Consider the following 14,366-nt stretch of genomic DNA (forward strand, 5'->3'; position numbering starts at 1 on the left):
GGCCGCGCCCCACCCCCCCCCGGCCCGGGGGGCCGCGCCCCCCCCCCCCACCGCGGCCCCGCCGGGGCCCCCCGCGCCCCGCGACCTCGTCGGCCTGCCCGACGGTCACGGCAGCGTCCGGCTGGGCTGGTTCGCCAGCGCCGGCGCCGCCTTGGTGCCCCGCGCGCTGGCGGACCTGCGCCGCACGCACCCGGGCATCACCGTGACCACGCGCGAAGGCAGCACGCCCGCGCTGGTCCGCGCGCTGCGCGCGGGCACGCTGGACCTGGCGCTGATCGCGTCGGCGCCGCCCTTCCGCCCGCCGGACAGCGAAACCCCGGCACTGCAGGTGCAGACCCTCGCCGAACGCAGCCTGTGCGTCGCCGTGCCCACCGGCCACCCCCTCGCGCGTGGCGAGTTCATCGACGTCGCCGATCTGTCCGGCCAGCGCTGGATCGCCGGCTCGCGCAACGAGCTCGTCATGGGCGTCTGGCCCGGCCTCGACGAGCGCCCCGACATCGCCCACACCGCACGCGACTGGCTCGCCAAGCTCCACCTCGTCGCCGCCGGCGGCGGCATCACGACCGTGCCCACCGCGCTCACTCCGGTCCTCCCGCCCGGCGTCCGTGTCCTTCCTGTCCGGGGCGGCCCTTCCGAACGGCGGCGCATCTTGCTTGCGCGCCTCCCGGGCCGCCCTTCGGACGCCGCGGCGCGTCTTGCGGAGGCCTTTCGCACGGCGACGTTGGAAGGCGAGGTTGAAGGGTTCTGATGGTGGCGGCTGTTTGCCGTTATCTTGAGCAGTCGCGGTCGTCTTGGCGCGCGGAAGGTTGCACATGTATCCGTGTGATCCCAACGGTGTGGGCGGCATGATCAACCTGGACTTCTCGGCGGACGGTCGTGTCCTGGGTGTCGAGGTGCTGGATGCGCGGGGCAAACTTCCCCAGTTTCTGCTCGACGGAGCCGAACGGATCGACCGGCCGGCGCGGGGCAAAGACTTCCGAAGGGTGACAGCGGCGAAGGAAACGTTCATCGGCAGCGAAATCAAACTGTTCGATGTCGTCACCGAGGGGGAGCGCCTGATCGAGTTCCGCGATCGCGCCTGGCGTGAGGATGCGGCCGTTCTCGTCGTTTCCGTACCGCGCGGCAGCCGATGCGACCGTGACCATCAATCCCAGTCGAGGCGCTGTGCCGGTGGCGTTCCTGGCCTGGGCGAGGGAGATCGCCAAGCTGCGAATGACGCGGAAGTAGGACGTCGCCGCTGGTGGAGGGTGCGGCCGTCCGGTGGGCGCACACACCGTCAGCACGATCATCACTTTGTGTACTCATGCGCGAGAACGAACACTCGAGTCTCGCCGGTGATCAACTCCTGTGACTACCATCTCATCGGATGTGCGAATCCGACCAAGGGTGCGTCGGCAAAACACCAACTCTTGATCACCGACGCACAGTCGCCCCTGGTCAAGGCACTACTGAAGTCACACGCCTTGCTCGGATGAGCACTTCGATTCACTTGAACGTGTCCATTCTCTAGTCTGGACTTGTTCCAGAAAACATGGTCTGATGCCCTTGTGCCGGCCACCGATCCTGCGGAACGTCTGCGGGGTGTCTCACTGCGAGTCACCAAGCAGCGGACCGCCGTGCTGCACGCGGTGGCGCAGCGGCCGCACGCAGACGTCGAGGCGGTGGTCCGCGCGGTGCGCTCCGAGCTCGGTGCGGTGTCGACGCAGGCGGTGTACGACATCCTCGCCGCGCTGGGGGAGGTGGGGCTGGTGCGGCGCATCGAGCCGGCCGGGTCGCCGGCGCGGTTCGAGGTGCGCACGGGCGACAACCACCACCACGTGGTGTGCCGCAGCTGCGGTGCGGTCGCCGACGTCGACTGCGCGGCGGGGGAGCGGCCTTGCCTCACACCCGCGAGCACCAACGGGTTCGTCATCGACGAGGCCGAAGTGACGTACTGGGGCCTTTGCCCTTCCTGCAACGAAAACTGACTGTCCACCACCTGAAGGAGATGAAGTGGCTTTCGAGGAGAACACCAAACCGCTGACGACGGCGGCGGGTGCGCCGGTCGTGGACAACCAGAACAGCGTCACCGCGGGCCCGCGGGGCCCGGTGCTGTTGCAGGACCTGTGGCTCATCGAGAAGCTGGCGCATTTCGACCGCGAGGTCATCCCGGAGCGCCGCATGCACGCCAAGGGCTCCGGCGCGTGGGGTACTTTCCGCGTCACGCATGACATTTCGCAGTACACGAAGGCCGCGATCTTCGCCAAGGTCGGCAACGAGTGCGAGATGTTCGCACGGTTCTCGAGCGTCGCAGGTGAGCGCGGCGCGGCCGACGCCGAGCGCGACATCCGCGGTTTCGCGCTGCGTTTCTACACCGAAGAGGGCAACTGGGACGTCGTCGGCAACAACACGCCGGTGTTCTTCCACCGCGACCCGCTGAAGTTCCCCGACCTCAACCGCGCGGTGAAGCGTGACCCGCGCACCAACTTGCGTGACCCGGAGAACAACTGGGGTTACTGGACGAACCTGCCCGAGGCGCTGCACCAGGTCACGATCATCATGACCGACCGCGGCATCCCCAAGTCGTACCGGCACATGCACGGCTTCGGCTCGCACACCTACAGCTTGATCAACGCGGCGGGCGAGCGGAACTGGGTCAAGTTCCACTTCCGTACCCAGCAGGGCATCGAGAACCTGACCGACGAGGAAGCCGGCGCCGTCATCGCCGCCGACCGCGAGTCGAACCAGCGCGACCTCTTCGACGCCATCGAGCGTGGCGACTTCCCGAAGTGGAAGCTGTTCGTGCAGGTCATGCCCGAGGCCGACGCGGCGACCTACCGCTTCCACCCGTTCGACCTGACGAAGGTGTGGAGCAAGAAGGACTACCCGCTGATCGAGGTCGGCGAGTTCGAGCTCAACCGCAACCCGGACAACTACTTCGCCGACGTCGAGCAGGCCGCCTTCACCCCGGCGAACCTGATCCCCGGCATCTCGTTCAGCCCGGACAAGATGCTGCAGGGCCGCCTGTTCTCGTATGGTGACGCCGCCCGCTACCGCGTCGGCGTGAACCACCACCAGATCCCCGTCAACTACCCGCGCGGCGCCAAGGTGGTCAACACCTACCACCGCGACGGCGCCATGCGCGTCGACGGCAACCAGGGTGGCGTCCCCGGCGTCGAGCCGAACAACTTCGGCCGCTGGCAGGAGCAGCCCGCCTACGCCGACCCGGCGCAGGCCGTCGGCTCGACCGCGGACCACTTCAACTTCCGCGAAGACGACGACGACTACTTCACCCAGCCGGGCAACCTGTTCCGACTGCTGTCCGCGGACGAACAACAGCGTCTGTTCGAGAACACGGCGCGCGCGATCAAGGGTGCGCGCAAGGAAACCGTCCAGCGGCACATCGACAACTGCACCAAGGCCGACCCGGCCTACGGTGAGGGTGTGCAGAAGGCCTGCGAGGCCCTGGGCGCTCTGTAAGTCCTTTGTGGCCGCTGCCCCCCTCGCCGTCGCTGCGACGGGGGCGCGGCTTTTCTACAGGCTCTGCCCGAACATTTTCGCGGCTTCCCGCGCGCTCGGAGTCCCGGCGTCCAGATCGGCACCCGCCTTCTTCAGCGCCGCGACGATTTCCGTCTCGCCCTTGAACAAGGCGCCCGCGATCGGCGACTGGTTGCGGGCATTGCAGATGTCGGGATCGGCGCCGTGCCGCAGCAAGTACTCCACGGTCTCGCCCCGACCGTGGTACGCGGCGAGCATGAGGAGTGAATTGCCGGCCTCGTCGAGCACGTTGACGTCCAGGCCGTGCTCGATGAACTCCGCGAGCTCTTTCGTGTTGCCTGCACGCGCGAGGTCCGCCATGACGGTGCGAGCTCGTTTCCGGAGGTCTTCGTTTTCGTCAGCGGGCATGGTGGAATTTTAGCATCGCGTGATGCGTGTTCCGGAATCTGAAGTGGGGCTGCTCGGCAGAGAGAGATGCCGGGCCGGTGGTTTCCGCGGACTCGCGCCGGTGCTCGTCCGTCCTGAATGGATCGAGCGAGTGAGTGCTTCAGGGATGTTTTGGAAGCCCTGCAGACAAGTCTTCTGTGGACAGGGCCGAGTGGTACCGGCTCGGTATTCCGAAGCCTCGACCTCCCACGACGGGGCCGCGCACAAGTGTGTGCGCGGCCCCGGTGAAAGATCAGCGCAGCGGTTCGAGTGCCTTCGCCAGCGGCTCCAGCACCGCGGGGGTGTGCGGCGGCGGAAGGTAGACGATCGCCAGGTCGAGGCCGGCCTCGCCGAGGCCCTCGGCCTGCTTGGCGACCGCGGCGTAGTCCAGGTCGGGCTCCAGGCGCACGTGCGAGGACAGCGTGATCTCGCTGGGGTCGCGGCCGATGTCGGCGCAGTGGCGGTGCAGGACGTCGCGCTTGTGCGCGAACTGCTCGGGCGTGCCGCCGGTGAAGTTCCAGTGGTCGGCGTACTTCGCGGCCGTGCGCAGGGTGCGCTTTTCGCCGCTGCCGCCGATGCAGATGGGCGGGTGGGGCTTCTGGACGCCCTTGGGTTCGTTGCGGGCGTCGGTGAGCTGGTAGTGCGTGCCCTTGAAGGTGGTGGTTTCCTGCGTCAGCAGGCTGATCAGGACCTCGCAGCCTTCCTCGAAACGGTCGCTGCGTTCCTTGATGGTGCCCAGCTCCATGCCGTACGCGCCGGACTCCTCCTCGTTCCACCCGGCGCCGATGCCGATCTCCAGGCGCCCGCCGGACACGATGTCGAGCGTCGCGGCCATGTTCGCGAGCAGCGCGGGGTGCCGGTAGTGCATGCCGCTGACGAGCGTGCCCAGGCGCAGCCGCTTGGTGGCCTGCGCGAGCGCGGTCAGTGTGACCCAGCCCTCCAGGCAGGGGCCGGTCGAATCGGAGAAAATGGGATAGAAGTGGTCGAACGTCCAGCCGGATTCGAACAGCTCGATCTCGTCGGCCGCCTGCCAGACCGCGAGCATGTCCTCCCAGACGGTGTTCTGGGGCGAAGTCTTGATGGCGAATCGCATGGTCGTGAGCGTAAACCTGGAGTAACCCCAGCTGCCAACACCGTCGCCGTGCGCGGCGGCGGACGGGCGCTCGTCCGAATCGTGTCCCTTTGCGGGTAACAGCTGCTCGGCACGGCGCGACCCGCGTTGAGGCTCAGGACAAGGGGGGCCAGTGTCAGTGCTGGTCGCGCCGCGCCTGCCACTCCCACGGCCGCGCGGAGCACCGGCTCGCCGACGACGGTCACGGTGACCGCGACCGCGCCGGCTCCGCCGCCTGTCACGATCGAGGCCGCGGCGCCGACCACGAGCACGACGCGGCCAAGCGGACCGCAAACCGAGTTCGGCAACGGCACCTGCAAAGTCGGCGAAGACATCGTGGCGGGCACGTACAAGACCGCGGGCCCCGGGACCGACTCATTCGTGAACAACTGCTGTTGGGAGCGTGACAAGAACGACACCGGATCGTTCGACGCCATCATCGCCAACGACAACATCGCCGGACCTACACGAATCACCTTGAAGAAGGGCGAGTTCTTCAAGTCCTCCGGTGGGTGCACGTGGAAGAAGAGCTGACCGTCACTTGTGGACAGTGGGCACCACGCCGGAGGAAGGCCGGCGCGGCGCCGCTTGAAAAAGACCTCAGTCCCGGATCGCCTTGAGGGCGCCCGACCAGGTCTCCAGCTGGGTGAACAGCGTGTTGGCCGCGTCGTCGTGGAGGGTGGCCGGGGCGAAGGACGCGAAGTTCTCGAAGTCCGTGAACAGCGAGAACGACAGCTGCTGGCGCACGTGGGCGATCTGGAGCTCGCTGCAGATGGCGCGCAGGTGTTCGATCGCGCGGGCGCCGCCCAGTGAGCCATAGGACACGAAGGCCGCGGCCTTGTTGTTCCACTCCGCGTAGAGGTAGTCAATCGCGTTCTTCAAGACGGCGGACGTCGAGTGGTTGTACTCGGGCGTCACGAAGATGAAGCCGTCGTAGGAGTCGATTTTCGCGGCCCACGCTTTGGTGTGCTCGCCGGCGTACTGGCCGAGGGTGGGCGGCAGGGCCTCGTCCAGGTGGGGCAGCGGGAACTCGGCCAGGTCGACGAGCTCGTAGTCCGCGCCGGTGCGGGCCTTGGCCTTGGCGAAGACCCAGTCGGCGACCTGCTTGCCGTTACGTCCCGGGCGGGTGCTGCCGAGGATGACGGCGATCTTCAGGTTACTCACGTGCCGGTTCCTTCCGGAGGTGACTTGAATGTTCATGTCAAATACTGGACACCCGAACTTGAACATTCAAGTCACGCGCTAGACTGGGACGCATGACACACCGGCAGGCCGCCCCGCGGTGGCTCGACTCCGAAGAGCTGCAGACGTGGCGCTCGTTCACGTACCTGCTGCACCGGCTGCCGACCGAGCTGGAGAAGCAGTTGCGGGAAGACGCGCAGCTCAGCTACGTCGAGTACTACGCACTGGCCGGGCTGTCGGAGGAACCCGGCCGGCGCATGCGGCTGAGCGAGCTGGCGATCCTGACCAACGCCGAACTCTCCCGCCTGTCGCACCTCATCAGCCGGCTGGAGAAGCGCGGGTTCCTCTACCGCGAGCCCGACCCGGAGGACGGCCGCTACACCCACGCCGTGCTCACCGAAGCCGGCTACGCGCACGTGCTCGAGTCCGCGCCCGGTCACGTCGAGCGCGTGCGCGAGCTGGTGTACGACGTGCTGTCCGAAACGGAGCTGCGCACCCTGCGCACGGCGGCCGACAAGATCACCCGGCGCATCGAAGCCGATGGCTGAAGGTCTCCATGAGAGGGAGCGGCAGACGGCCCCCGCGCCGACGCATCCTGATGGCATGACGAAGAACCTCGGCTTCGAGTTCGGGCTGAACTCCTTCGGCGAAGTCGCCACCGACGGAGCGCGCACACTGAGCGACGCGGAGACCGTCCGCCTGCTCGTCGACGAGGCACGCCTTGCCGAAGAAGCCGGCCTCGACGTCTTCAGCGTCGGCGAGCACTACCGCGAAGGCCACAACGACAGCGCGACGCCGGTGCTCCTGGCGGCCGTCGCGACCGCGACCGAGCGCATCAAACTCGGCACGTCCGTGACGGTCCTGAGCACCAACGACCCCGTCCGCCTCTACCACGACTTCTCCACCGTCGACGCCGTCTCCAACGGCCGCGCGCAGCTGGTGCTGGGCCGGGCGTCGGCGACGGAGTCGTTCCCGTTGTTCGGATACGACCTCGCCGACTACGAGCACCTGTTCGAAGAGAAACTCGAACTGTTCATGCGCTTACAACGCGAGGAGTCCGTGACGTGGTCGGGCACCGTGCGCGCGCCGCTGGTGGACCAGACGCTGCACCCGCGGATGCGCCCGGGCGGGATCCCGACGTGGATCGGCGTGGGCGGCAGCCCGGATTCAGTCGTGCGCGCCGCGAAGTACGGGCTGCCGCTGATGCTGGCGATCATCGGCGGTCGGCCGCAGCGGTTCGCCGGGCACGTGGAGCTTTACCACCGCGCGCTGGCGCAATTCGGACAGCCGGTGTTGCCGGTCGGACAGCACTCGCTCGGCCTGATCGCGGACACCGACTCCGAAGCCGTCGAGACGTGGTGGGAGTACTGGCATCCCGTGGTCGCGAACCTCGCGGCCGAGCGCGGCTTCTACAAGCCGGACCGCCGCCGCTACCTGGCGGAGATCGAGGGCGGCGCGCTGTTCGTCGGCTCGCCGGACACCGTGGCGCGCAAGATCGCGACCGTGGCGCGTGACCTGCGCCTCAACCGGTTCGACCTGAAGTACGACATCATGAACCTGCCCCGCGAAGCTCGCGCCCGGTCGATCGAGCTGTTCGGCCGCGAGGTCGCGTCGCGGGTTCGCGAACTGCTCACGAAGGCGCCTTCCCATGTCTGACCTGGTTTTCGGCCTCGACACCTTCGGCGACGTCCCGGAGGACGACTCCGGCACGCCGATGTCCTACGCCGCCGCGATCCGGCACGTGCTCGACGAGGCCGTGCTCGCCGACGAGATCGGCGTGGACGTGATCGCGCTCGGCGAGCACCACCGGCCGGAGTACTCGATCACCACCCCGGAGACGGTGCTGGCGGGCATCGCCACGCGCACGTCGCGGATCCACCTGTCCTCGGGGGTGACCGTGTTGAGTTCCGACGATCCCGTGCGCGTTTTCCAACGTTTCGCGACCGTCGACGCACTCTCCAACGGCCGCGCGGAGATCATTCTCGGACGTGGTTCGTTCACGGAGTCGTTCCCGCTGTTCGGATATGACCTCTCCGACTACGACAAGTTGTTCGAAGAGAAAATCGACCTGTTCGTTCAGTTACTCGACGAGAAGCCCGTGACGTGGAGCGGAACGCTCCGCCCGGCGCTGGACGCGGCCGACGTGTTCCCCAAGACGGAGTCGGGCCGCCTGACGACGTGGGTCGGCGTCGGTGGGTCGCCGCAGTCGGTGATCCGCACGGCCCACTACGGGCTGCCGCTGATGCTCGCGATCATCGGCGGGCCGGCGAAGCGGTTCGCGCCGTACGTGGACCTCTACCGCCGCGCCGCCGCGGAGTTCGGCACGACCGCCCACCCCGTCGGCATGCACTCGCCCGGCTTCATCGCCGACACCGACGAGGAAGCGCGTGAACTGTTCTGGCCGCGCTACCGCGTGATCCGCGACCGCATCGGCCGGCTGCGCGGCTGGCCGCCGATCCAGCGCGCCGAGTACGACAGCGAAATCGAGCACGGCTCGATGTACATCGGCTCGCCGGAAACGGTCGCGCGCAAGATCGCCGGTGCGGTGAAGGACCTGGACGTCGGCCGGTTCGACCTCATCTACTCCAGCGGTTCGCAGCCGGCGAGCGCGCGCATGCACGCGGTCGAGCTGTACGGCACGAAGGTGATCCCGATGGTGCGGGACCTGCTGGCGGAGGGGAAATGACGGAGACGCTGGGCATCCTCGGCGCGGGCAAGGTCGGCACGGTCCTCGCGCGGCTCGCGGTGACGGCCGGCTACCGCGTGCTCATCGCGGGCTCGGGTGCGCCGGAGAAGATCGCGCTCACCGTGGAAGTCCTCGCCCCCGGCGCCGTCGCCACGACGCCGGCCGAGGCCGCCTCGGCCGACGTCGTGATCCTGGCGCTGCCGTTGGGCAAGTACCGCAGCATCCCGGCGGCGGAGCTGGACGGCAAACTCGTGATCGACGCCATGAACTACTGGTGGGAAGTGGACGGTCACCGCGCCGACCTGGAGGTCTCCACGAGCGAGACGGTGCAGAAGTTCCTGCCCGGCGCGCGTGTTGTGAAGGCGTTCAACCACATGGGTTACCACGACCTGGAAGACGAAGCCCGCCCCGCCGGGACGCCCGGCCGCAAGGCCATCGCCCTCGTCGGCGACGACGCCGCGGCCGTGGCGGAAGTGTCCACTGTGGTCGATGCGCTCGGCTTCGATCCCGTGCCCGCCGGCGGTCTGGCCGAGGGCGTGCGGCTGGAGCCGGGCGCGGAGACGTTCGGCGCGAACGTCGAGGCCGTCGAGCTTCGGACGATGCTGGAGCGGTTCCCGGAGTCGGAACGCGGTCGTGCCCTCAGCGAGCGACCGGCGGCAGACTCACGTTAGACGCCACCTCCGCGAGCCGACGCGCCCGGGCGCTTGCCGCGCCGCGGTGGCCGGTTTTCCTGCGGTCGCAGCGTCCGGGAAAGCCGAGTGCTGCTGATACCGAGACCACGCGACGGTGTTCGCGCCAGTTCCGCCGGTGGCTTGGCTACGGCTTTCGTGTGCCGCTTCGTAAATCAGGAGAACGAGTGTCGCTTGCTCTTCGCCGGTGAGCATCGCCTCGGCGTTCGGGAGCGCCGGGTGCCGTGGATGCCGAAGCCATGCGGACCCGTCTGGGGCCTGTGTCGCTGGCCGGTTCCGTCGGCGGCTCGGCTGCGGGTTTGGTTTGCCGCGGCGGTAAGGCCAGCGGAACCGGTGCCGCCGAATCGGTGGCGGTGGTTGTGGTCATGGCGTTCGGGAGAGTTGGACGCCGCGAATGCCGAAGCCACGCGGACCAGTCTGGGACCTGTCGTGCAGGTGCTGGTTCCGTCGGCAGCTGGGCTGCGGCTTTGTTGTGTCGAGGCGGCAAAGCCAGTGGATCCGTTGCCGCTCATTTGGTGCCGGTGAACATTGCCATGGCGTCCGGGGACGCTGGGTGCCGTGGATGCCGAAGCCACCCAGGCGTGTCTGGGAGCTGTGTCGCTGGCAAGCGGTTCCCTCGTCGGCTGGGCTGCGGCCTTGGTGTGTCGTGGCGGAAACCAGTGGATCTGTTGCCGCCTATTTGGTGCTGGTGACATTGCCGTGGTGTCCACGAACGCAGGGTGCGATGGATGCCGAAGCCACCCAGGCGCGTCTGGGACCTGTGTCGCTGGCAAGCGGTTCCCTCGGCGGCTGGGCTACGGCTTTGGCGTGTCGCGGCGGTAAAGCCAGTGGCTCCGTTGCCGCTCATTTGGCGCCGGTGAACATCGCCACGGTGTCCAGGTACGCCGGGTGCGATGGATGCCGAAGCCACCCAGCCGCGTCCGGGACCTCTGTCGCTGGCGCCGGTTCCGCCGGCGGCGCGGCTGCGGCTTTGGTGTGCCGCGGCGGTAAAGCCGGCGGAACCGGTGCCGCTGACTCGGCGCCGGTGAACATGGCCACGAGGTCGCGGGCCGAGGTGCCGCCCGCGAAGAGTTCCTGCATTTCGGCGCCCTCGACTGCGACCGCCTGACTGCGGGGGAACATTTCCTGTTCGTATTCGGACAGGGCTTTCTCGACGTTGCCCGGGTGGGCGGCCAGGGCTTGGCCGAGCCGGGCGGCGTCGAGCATGGCGAGGTTGGCGCCTTCGCCGTTGGGGGGCATGAGGTGGGCGGCGTCGCCGATGAGGGTGACGCCCGGCGCGCGGTCCCAGTGGTGGTCGAGGGGCAATGTGAAGTGGGGGCGTAGCAAGGGTGGGGTGTCGCCGTCGGTGATGAGGGCGGTGAGTTCCGGGGCCCAGCCGTCGAATTCGTGGGCGATGCGCGCGGCCGTCGCGTCGGCGTCGGTGAAGTCGATGGCGGCGAACCACTCCTGCGGCCGGGTGAGGACGACGTAGGTGTGCAGCGTGTCGCCGCTTTCCCGGTGCGCGTGGATCTCCCGGCCGGGCGCCGGTGCGATGAGCGACCCGCCGCCGACGGCTTTCGCGGCCGCCGGGTGGCGGGTGTCGGCGTTGTAGAGGTAGACCTCGACGAACGAGGTGCCGGCGTACTCGGGAACCGCACCCGACAGCAGCGGCCGCACGCGGGACCACGCGCCGTCCGCGCCGACCAGCAGGTCAGTCGGGACCACGCTGCCATCGGTGAAGGTCACCTCGTGGCGGCCCTCACCCACGGAGCGGGCGTCGGCGACCTTGGCGCCCCAGCGGACGGTGCCGGCGGGGAGCGAGTCGAGCAGTAGCTGCCGCAGCTCCCCGCGTTGGACTTCGGGCCGACCTCCGGTGCCGTCGTCGGCTCGGTCGAGCAGGACGGTCCCGTCGGGATCGAGGACCCGCATTTGCTGGCGGCCCTCAAGGATGAGGCTGCGGAACCCGTCCATCAGTTCGGCGGCTTCGATGGCGATCTGGCCGTTGTAGTCGTGGATGTCGAGCATCCCGCCCTGCGCCCGCGCACCCGCGGACGCCTCGGCTTCGTAGACCGTGGCCGGGATCCCGTGGACGTGCAGCACACGGGCGAGGGTGAGGCCGCCGAGGCCGGCGCCGATGATCGTGACGGTGTTCAAGATGTCTCCTTCGAAGCGCTATGGAATCTCGTTCGAATGTTGGAACGAGATTCCAGATGTGTCAAGATGGACGCATGGTTGCGCGGACCCGCCGAACTCAGCGGCGTACAGAGGCGCTCTCCCGCGAGCGCATCACCGAGGCCGCCGTCGAGCTGCTCGACGCGTCCGGCGAGGGCGGGCTGACGTTCCGGGCGCTGACCGAGCACCTCGCCACCGGGCCCGGGGCGATCTACTGGCACGTGGCGAACAAGAGCGAGCTGCTCGAGGCCGCGACCGACACCGTGGTCGCCTCCGCGCTGGCCGAGCCCGCCGAGGCCGCGGGGTCACCGCGGGACGAGATCCGCGCCGTCGCGCTGGGCCTGTTCAACGCGATCGCCGAGCACCCGTGGCTCGCCACGCAGGTGTCGCTGCAGCTGTCGCACGGTCCGACGAAATCGGTGCCGCTGCGGATCTTCGAGGGCATCGGCCGGCACGTCGGCGCGCTGGGCGTGCCCGAGGACAGCTGGTTCACCGTGGCGTCGGCGCTGATGCACTACATCCTCGGCTCCGCCGCGCAGAACGCGTCGAACGCCCGCGTGGCCGGATCAGCGGTGGACCGGGCCGAGTTCCTCGACACGGTGTCGGCGGCGTGGGAAGAGCTCGACCCGGACGACTACCCGTTCACCCGCGCCGTCGCCCGTCAGGCGCGTGAGCACGACGACCGCGAGCAGTTCCTGACCGGGATCGACCTCATCCTCGCCGGGATTCACGCCCGGTGACGGCGTTGCCGGCGTTGTGGGGCAAGCGGATCGCGGCGACGAGCGGGATTGCCAGCAGAACGGCCAGCAGCGCCAGCGCCACGCGGAACGGGCCGGGCGCGTCGGCGGCGACCAGGCCGCCGGCGCGGATGAGCAGTGCGCCGATGGCCACGCCCAGGCCGGCGCCGAGTTCCTGCAGGGTCGAGAGCAGGGTGTTGGCGTGGTTCATCAGGGGCTCGTCGACATCGGCGAAGGCGACGCTGTTGTAGGCCGTGAAGCCGGTTGAGCGCGAGATGCCGCTGATGAGGAGCAGGGCGAGCAGCACGGGCAACGGGGTGCCGGCCTCCACGAAGGCCAGGCCGACGAGGCAGGCAGCGCCGACGAGGATCGACGCGAGCAGCACCGTGCGGATGCCGAAGCGCCGCATGAGCGGGGTGGTGGCGGGTTTGATGCCGACGTTGCCGACGAACAGCGCGATGACCACCAGGCCGGCGCGGGCGGGGCTCCAGCCGAAGCCGAGCTGGAAGAGCAGCGGGAGAACGAAGGGGATGGCGGTGATCACGCCGCGGTAGACCGAGCCCGTGGCGGCGGTGATGCGGTAGGTCGCGATGCGGAGGATCCGCAGGTCGAGCAAGGGGTTCGGGGCGCGCAGCAGGTGCCGGATCGCCCAGCCGAGGCCGACGACGGCCACGACCAGCGCCACGGCCGTTGCCGGGCCGAAGCCCGAGCCGAGACCTTCGAGCGCGACGACCAGCGCGGCGGTGCCGACGGCCACCCACCCGAACCCGACACGGTCGAACGGCGCGGGCCGCTCCGCGCGCAGGTCCGGCACGATCGCCCACGCCACTGCCAGCGCGGCGATGCCCAGGGGCAGGTTGATCACGAAGATCCACCGCCACGACGCGTACTGCGCCAGCAACCCGCCGACGACCGGCGCCACCACAGGCGCGAGCAACGCGGGCCACGTCAGGTAGGCGACCGCTTTGACCAGGTCTTTCTTGGGCGTGGCGCGCAGGACCACCAGCCGGCCGACGGGCACCATCATCGCGCCGCCGACGCCCTGCACCACTCGCGCTGTTGTCAGCAGCACAAGGTTTGGTGCGAGGGCGCACGCCAATGATGAAAGTGTGAACAGGATCAGTGCGGTTGCGAACACGCGGCGCGCGCCGAAGCGGTCGGTGAGCCAGCCGCTGATCGGAATGAGGACGCCGAGGGTGAGGACGTAGGCCGTGATGGTCACGTTGACGTCCACCGAGCTCACCCCGAGGTCGGCCGCCATGAGCGGCGCCGCGGGCGCGATGATCGTGGCGTCGACGATCTCCATGAAGAACGTGGCGGCCACCAGCAGCGCCAACCCCCGCCGAAACCCCATGGCGGTCGACATTACTGGCCTGGCAGGGTTGGTCGGGCGGTCGCGATGGGGATCACATCGGCTTGGCTGGGTCGTTGCGGCGGGTGGCGGTGTGATGGGGCTCCGCACGGGTGTGACGGTTCGGCTGAGTGGATTCCGGTCACGGTTGTCGTGCCCGCAGGCATGGTCGGCTCGGGCCGCTGCGCGGCTTTCCGGCAGCCGGCGGCGCGGCTCGCCCCTTGCCCGGATGCGAGGTTCGGCTGGGTGGTGTGGTGGGGGCCTGTTTGGCCATCTGCGTGTGGGCTGGGTTTGCGGCCCCGGCGGGTGGTCGTTTCTCTTGCTAGGGGTGAACGCTTCGGCTGAGTGGTCTGGTGGGAGCCTGTTTGGTCATCCGCGAGTGGGCTGGGTTTGCGGTCGCGGCGGGGTGGCCGGTTCCTTGTCGCGGTGACTGCTTCGGCTGGGTGGTCTGGTGGGAGCCAGCTTGGTCATCCGCGAGTGGGCTGCGTTTGCGGCCGCGGCGGCGTGGCCACGTCCCTTGCCGAGGTGAACGCTTCGGCTGAAGGAGGGCTGTGGA

General features: G+C 68.8%; 15 protein-coding genes. 10 read left to right on the plus strand and 5 right to left on the minus strand.

Annotation, left to right across the window (positions count from 1 at the left end; translation table 11 throughout):
• The 4 genes from AB0383_RS27755 to AB0383_RS27770 form a co-directional block, all read left to right on the plus strand.
• Positions 1–748: LysR family substrate-binding domain-containing protein (locus AB0383_RS27755; RefSeq protein WP_366188922.1), on the plus strand; the 748-nt coding region annotated here is incomplete at its 5' end.
• A gap of 97 nt (positions 749–845) precedes the next feature.
• Entirely contained in the window at positions 846–1,475 is a 630-nt protein-coding gene (locus AB0383_RS27760; protein ID WP_366188923.1) for a DUF2283 domain-containing protein, read from the plus strand.
• A 72-nt stretch (positions 1,476–1,547) separates the two neighbouring features.
• On the plus strand, positions 1,548–1,967 hold the full coding sequence (locus AB0383_RS27765) for a Fur family transcriptional regulator (protein ID WP_366188924.1): 420 nt from the start codon (positions 1,548–1,550) through the stop codon (positions 1,965–1,967).
• A gap of 25 nt (positions 1,968–1,992) precedes the next feature.
• Positions 1,993–3,459, plus strand: coding sequence for a catalase (locus AB0383_RS27770; RefSeq protein WP_366188925.1), 1,467 nt, complete (start codon positions 1,993–1,995; stop codon positions 3,457–3,459).
• Between the two features lie 54 nt (positions 3,460–3,513).
• Here AB0383_RS27770 and AB0383_RS27775 read toward each other — a convergent pair whose 3' ends face one another.
• Positions 3,514–3,885: an ankyrin repeat domain-containing protein gene (locus tag AB0383_RS27775; protein WP_366188926.1), complete on the minus strand. Its 372-nt coding sequence runs from the start codon at positions 3,883–3,885 to the stop codon at positions 3,514–3,516.
• Positions 3,886–4,156: 271 nt separating this feature from the next.
• Complete coding sequence (locus AB0383_RS27780; protein ID WP_360589809.1) at positions 4,157–4,996, minus strand: LLM class F420-dependent oxidoreductase; 840 nt, start codon at positions 4,994–4,996, stop codon at positions 4,157–4,159.
• Positions 4,997–5,221: 225 nt separating this feature from the next.
• Here AB0383_RS27780 and AB0383_RS27785 point away from each other — a divergent pair, with 225 nt between their 5' ends.
• Positions 5,222–5,548: a hypothetical protein gene (locus AB0383_RS27785; protein WP_366188927.1), complete on the plus strand. Its 327-nt coding sequence runs from the start codon at positions 5,222–5,224 to the stop codon at positions 5,546–5,548.
• Between the two features lie 66 nt (positions 5,549–5,614).
• Here the strand turns inward: AB0383_RS27785 and AB0383_RS27790 are convergent, their stop codons facing one another.
• Positions 5,615–6,178: an NAD(P)H-dependent oxidoreductase gene (locus AB0383_RS27790; protein ID WP_366188928.1), complete on the minus strand. Its 564-nt coding sequence runs from the start codon at positions 6,176–6,178 to the stop codon at positions 5,615–5,617.
• 92 nt (positions 6,179–6,270) lie between these two features.
• On the opposite strand from AB0383_RS27790, the gene AB0383_RS27795 reads away from it, so the two are divergent.
• From AB0383_RS27795 to AB0383_RS27810, 4 genes are read left to right on the plus strand one after another with little or no spacing between them, the layout of a single operon-like run.
• Positions 6,271–6,744 carry a MarR family transcriptional regulator gene (locus tag AB0383_RS27795; RefSeq protein ID WP_364187495.1) on the plus strand — a complete coding sequence of 158 codons (474 nt, stop codon included), beginning with the start codon at positions 6,271–6,273 and terminating at the stop codon, positions 6,742–6,744.
• Positions 6,745–6,799: 55 nt separating this feature from the next.
• The gene (locus AB0383_RS27800; RefSeq protein ID WP_366188929.1) at positions 6,800–7,852 is read left to right on the plus strand and encodes an LLM class flavin-dependent oxidoreductase; all 1,053 of its coding nucleotides are present in this window, start codon (positions 6,800–6,802) and stop codon (positions 7,850–7,852) included.
• The gene (locus AB0383_RS27805) at positions 7,845–8,882 is read left to right on the plus strand and encodes an LLM class flavin-dependent oxidoreductase (protein ID WP_364187500.1); all 1,038 of its coding nucleotides are present in this window, start codon (positions 7,845–7,847) and stop codon (positions 8,880–8,882) included. Before AB0383_RS27800 ends, AB0383_RS27805 begins: the two co-directional genes overlap by 8 nt.
• Positions 8,879–9,553 carry an NAD(P)-binding domain-containing protein gene (locus AB0383_RS27810; RefSeq protein WP_366188930.1) on the plus strand — a complete coding sequence of 225 codons (675 nt, stop codon included), beginning with the start codon at positions 8,879–8,881 and terminating at the stop codon, positions 9,551–9,553. The genes AB0383_RS27805 and AB0383_RS27810 overlap by 4 nt, the downstream gene beginning before the upstream one ends.
• Before the next feature lie 861 nt (positions 9,554–10,414).
• On the opposite strand, the gene AB0383_RS27815 is transcribed toward AB0383_RS27810, so the two are convergent.
• Complete coding sequence (locus tag AB0383_RS27815) at positions 10,415–11,707, minus strand: NAD(P)/FAD-dependent oxidoreductase (RefSeq protein WP_366188965.1); 1,293 nt, start codon at positions 11,705–11,707, stop codon at positions 10,415–10,417.
• A 71-nt stretch (positions 11,708–11,778) separates the two neighbouring features.
• Between AB0383_RS27815 and AB0383_RS27820 the strand changes: the two genes are divergently transcribed.
• Complete coding sequence (locus tag AB0383_RS27820) at positions 11,779–12,462, plus strand: TetR/AcrR family transcriptional regulator C-terminal domain-containing protein (protein ID WP_366188931.1); 684 nt, start codon at positions 11,779–11,781, stop codon at positions 12,460–12,462.
• Here the strand turns inward: AB0383_RS27820 and AB0383_RS27825 are convergent.
• Positions 12,434–13,813: an MFS transporter gene (locus AB0383_RS27825; RefSeq protein WP_366188932.1), complete on the minus strand. Its 1,380-nt coding sequence runs from the start codon at positions 13,811–13,813 to the stop codon at positions 12,434–12,436. The genes AB0383_RS27820 and AB0383_RS27825 overlap by 29 nt on opposite strands.
• Positions 13,814–14,366 lie beyond the last annotated feature (553 nt).

This window comes from Amycolatopsis sp. NPDC051373 (assembly GCF_040689465.1).
In the GTDB taxonomy this organism is placed as follows: domain Bacteria; phylum Actinomycetota; class Actinomycetes; order Mycobacteriales; family Pseudonocardiaceae; genus Amycolatopsis.

What these genes read in the sequence shown, in the direction of transcription:
- AB0383_RS27820 (WP_366188931.1), top strand. Translation starts at nt 11,779, where the DNA reads ATGGTTGCGCGGACCCGCCGAACTCAGCGGCGTACAGAGGCGCTCTCC.
- AB0383_RS27800 (WP_366188929.1), top strand. Translation starts at nt 6,800, where the DNA reads ATGACGAAGAACCTCGGCTTCGAGTTCGGGCTGAACTCCTTCGGCGAA.
- AB0383_RS27795 (WP_364187495.1), top strand. Translation starts at nt 6,271, where the DNA reads ATGACACACCGGCAGGCCGCCCCGCGGTGGCTCGACTCCGAAGAGCTG.
- AB0383_RS27805 (WP_364187500.1), top strand. Translation starts at nt 7,845, where the DNA reads ATGTCTGACCTGGTTTTCGGCCTCGACACCTTCGGCGACGTCCCGGAG.
- AB0383_RS27760 (WP_366188923.1), top strand. Translation starts at nt 846, where the DNA reads ATGATCAACCTGGACTTCTCGGCGGACGGTCGTGTCCTGGGTGTCGAG.
- AB0383_RS27775 (WP_366188926.1), bottom strand. Translation starts at nt 3,885, where the DNA reads ATGCCCGCTGACGAAAACGAAGACCTCCGGAAACGAGCTCGCACCGTC.
- AB0383_RS27810 (WP_366188930.1), top strand. Translation starts at nt 8,879, where the DNA reads ATGACGGAGACGCTGGGCATCCTCGGCGCGGGCAAGGTCGGCACGGTC.
- AB0383_RS27825 (WP_366188932.1), bottom strand. Translation starts at nt 13,813, where the DNA reads ATGGGGTTTCGGCGGGGGTTGGCGCTGCTGGTGGCCGCCACGTTCTTC.
- AB0383_RS27780 (WP_360589809.1), bottom strand. Translation starts at nt 4,996, where the DNA reads ATGCGATTCGCCATCAAGACTTCGCCCCAGAACACCGTCTGGGAGGAC.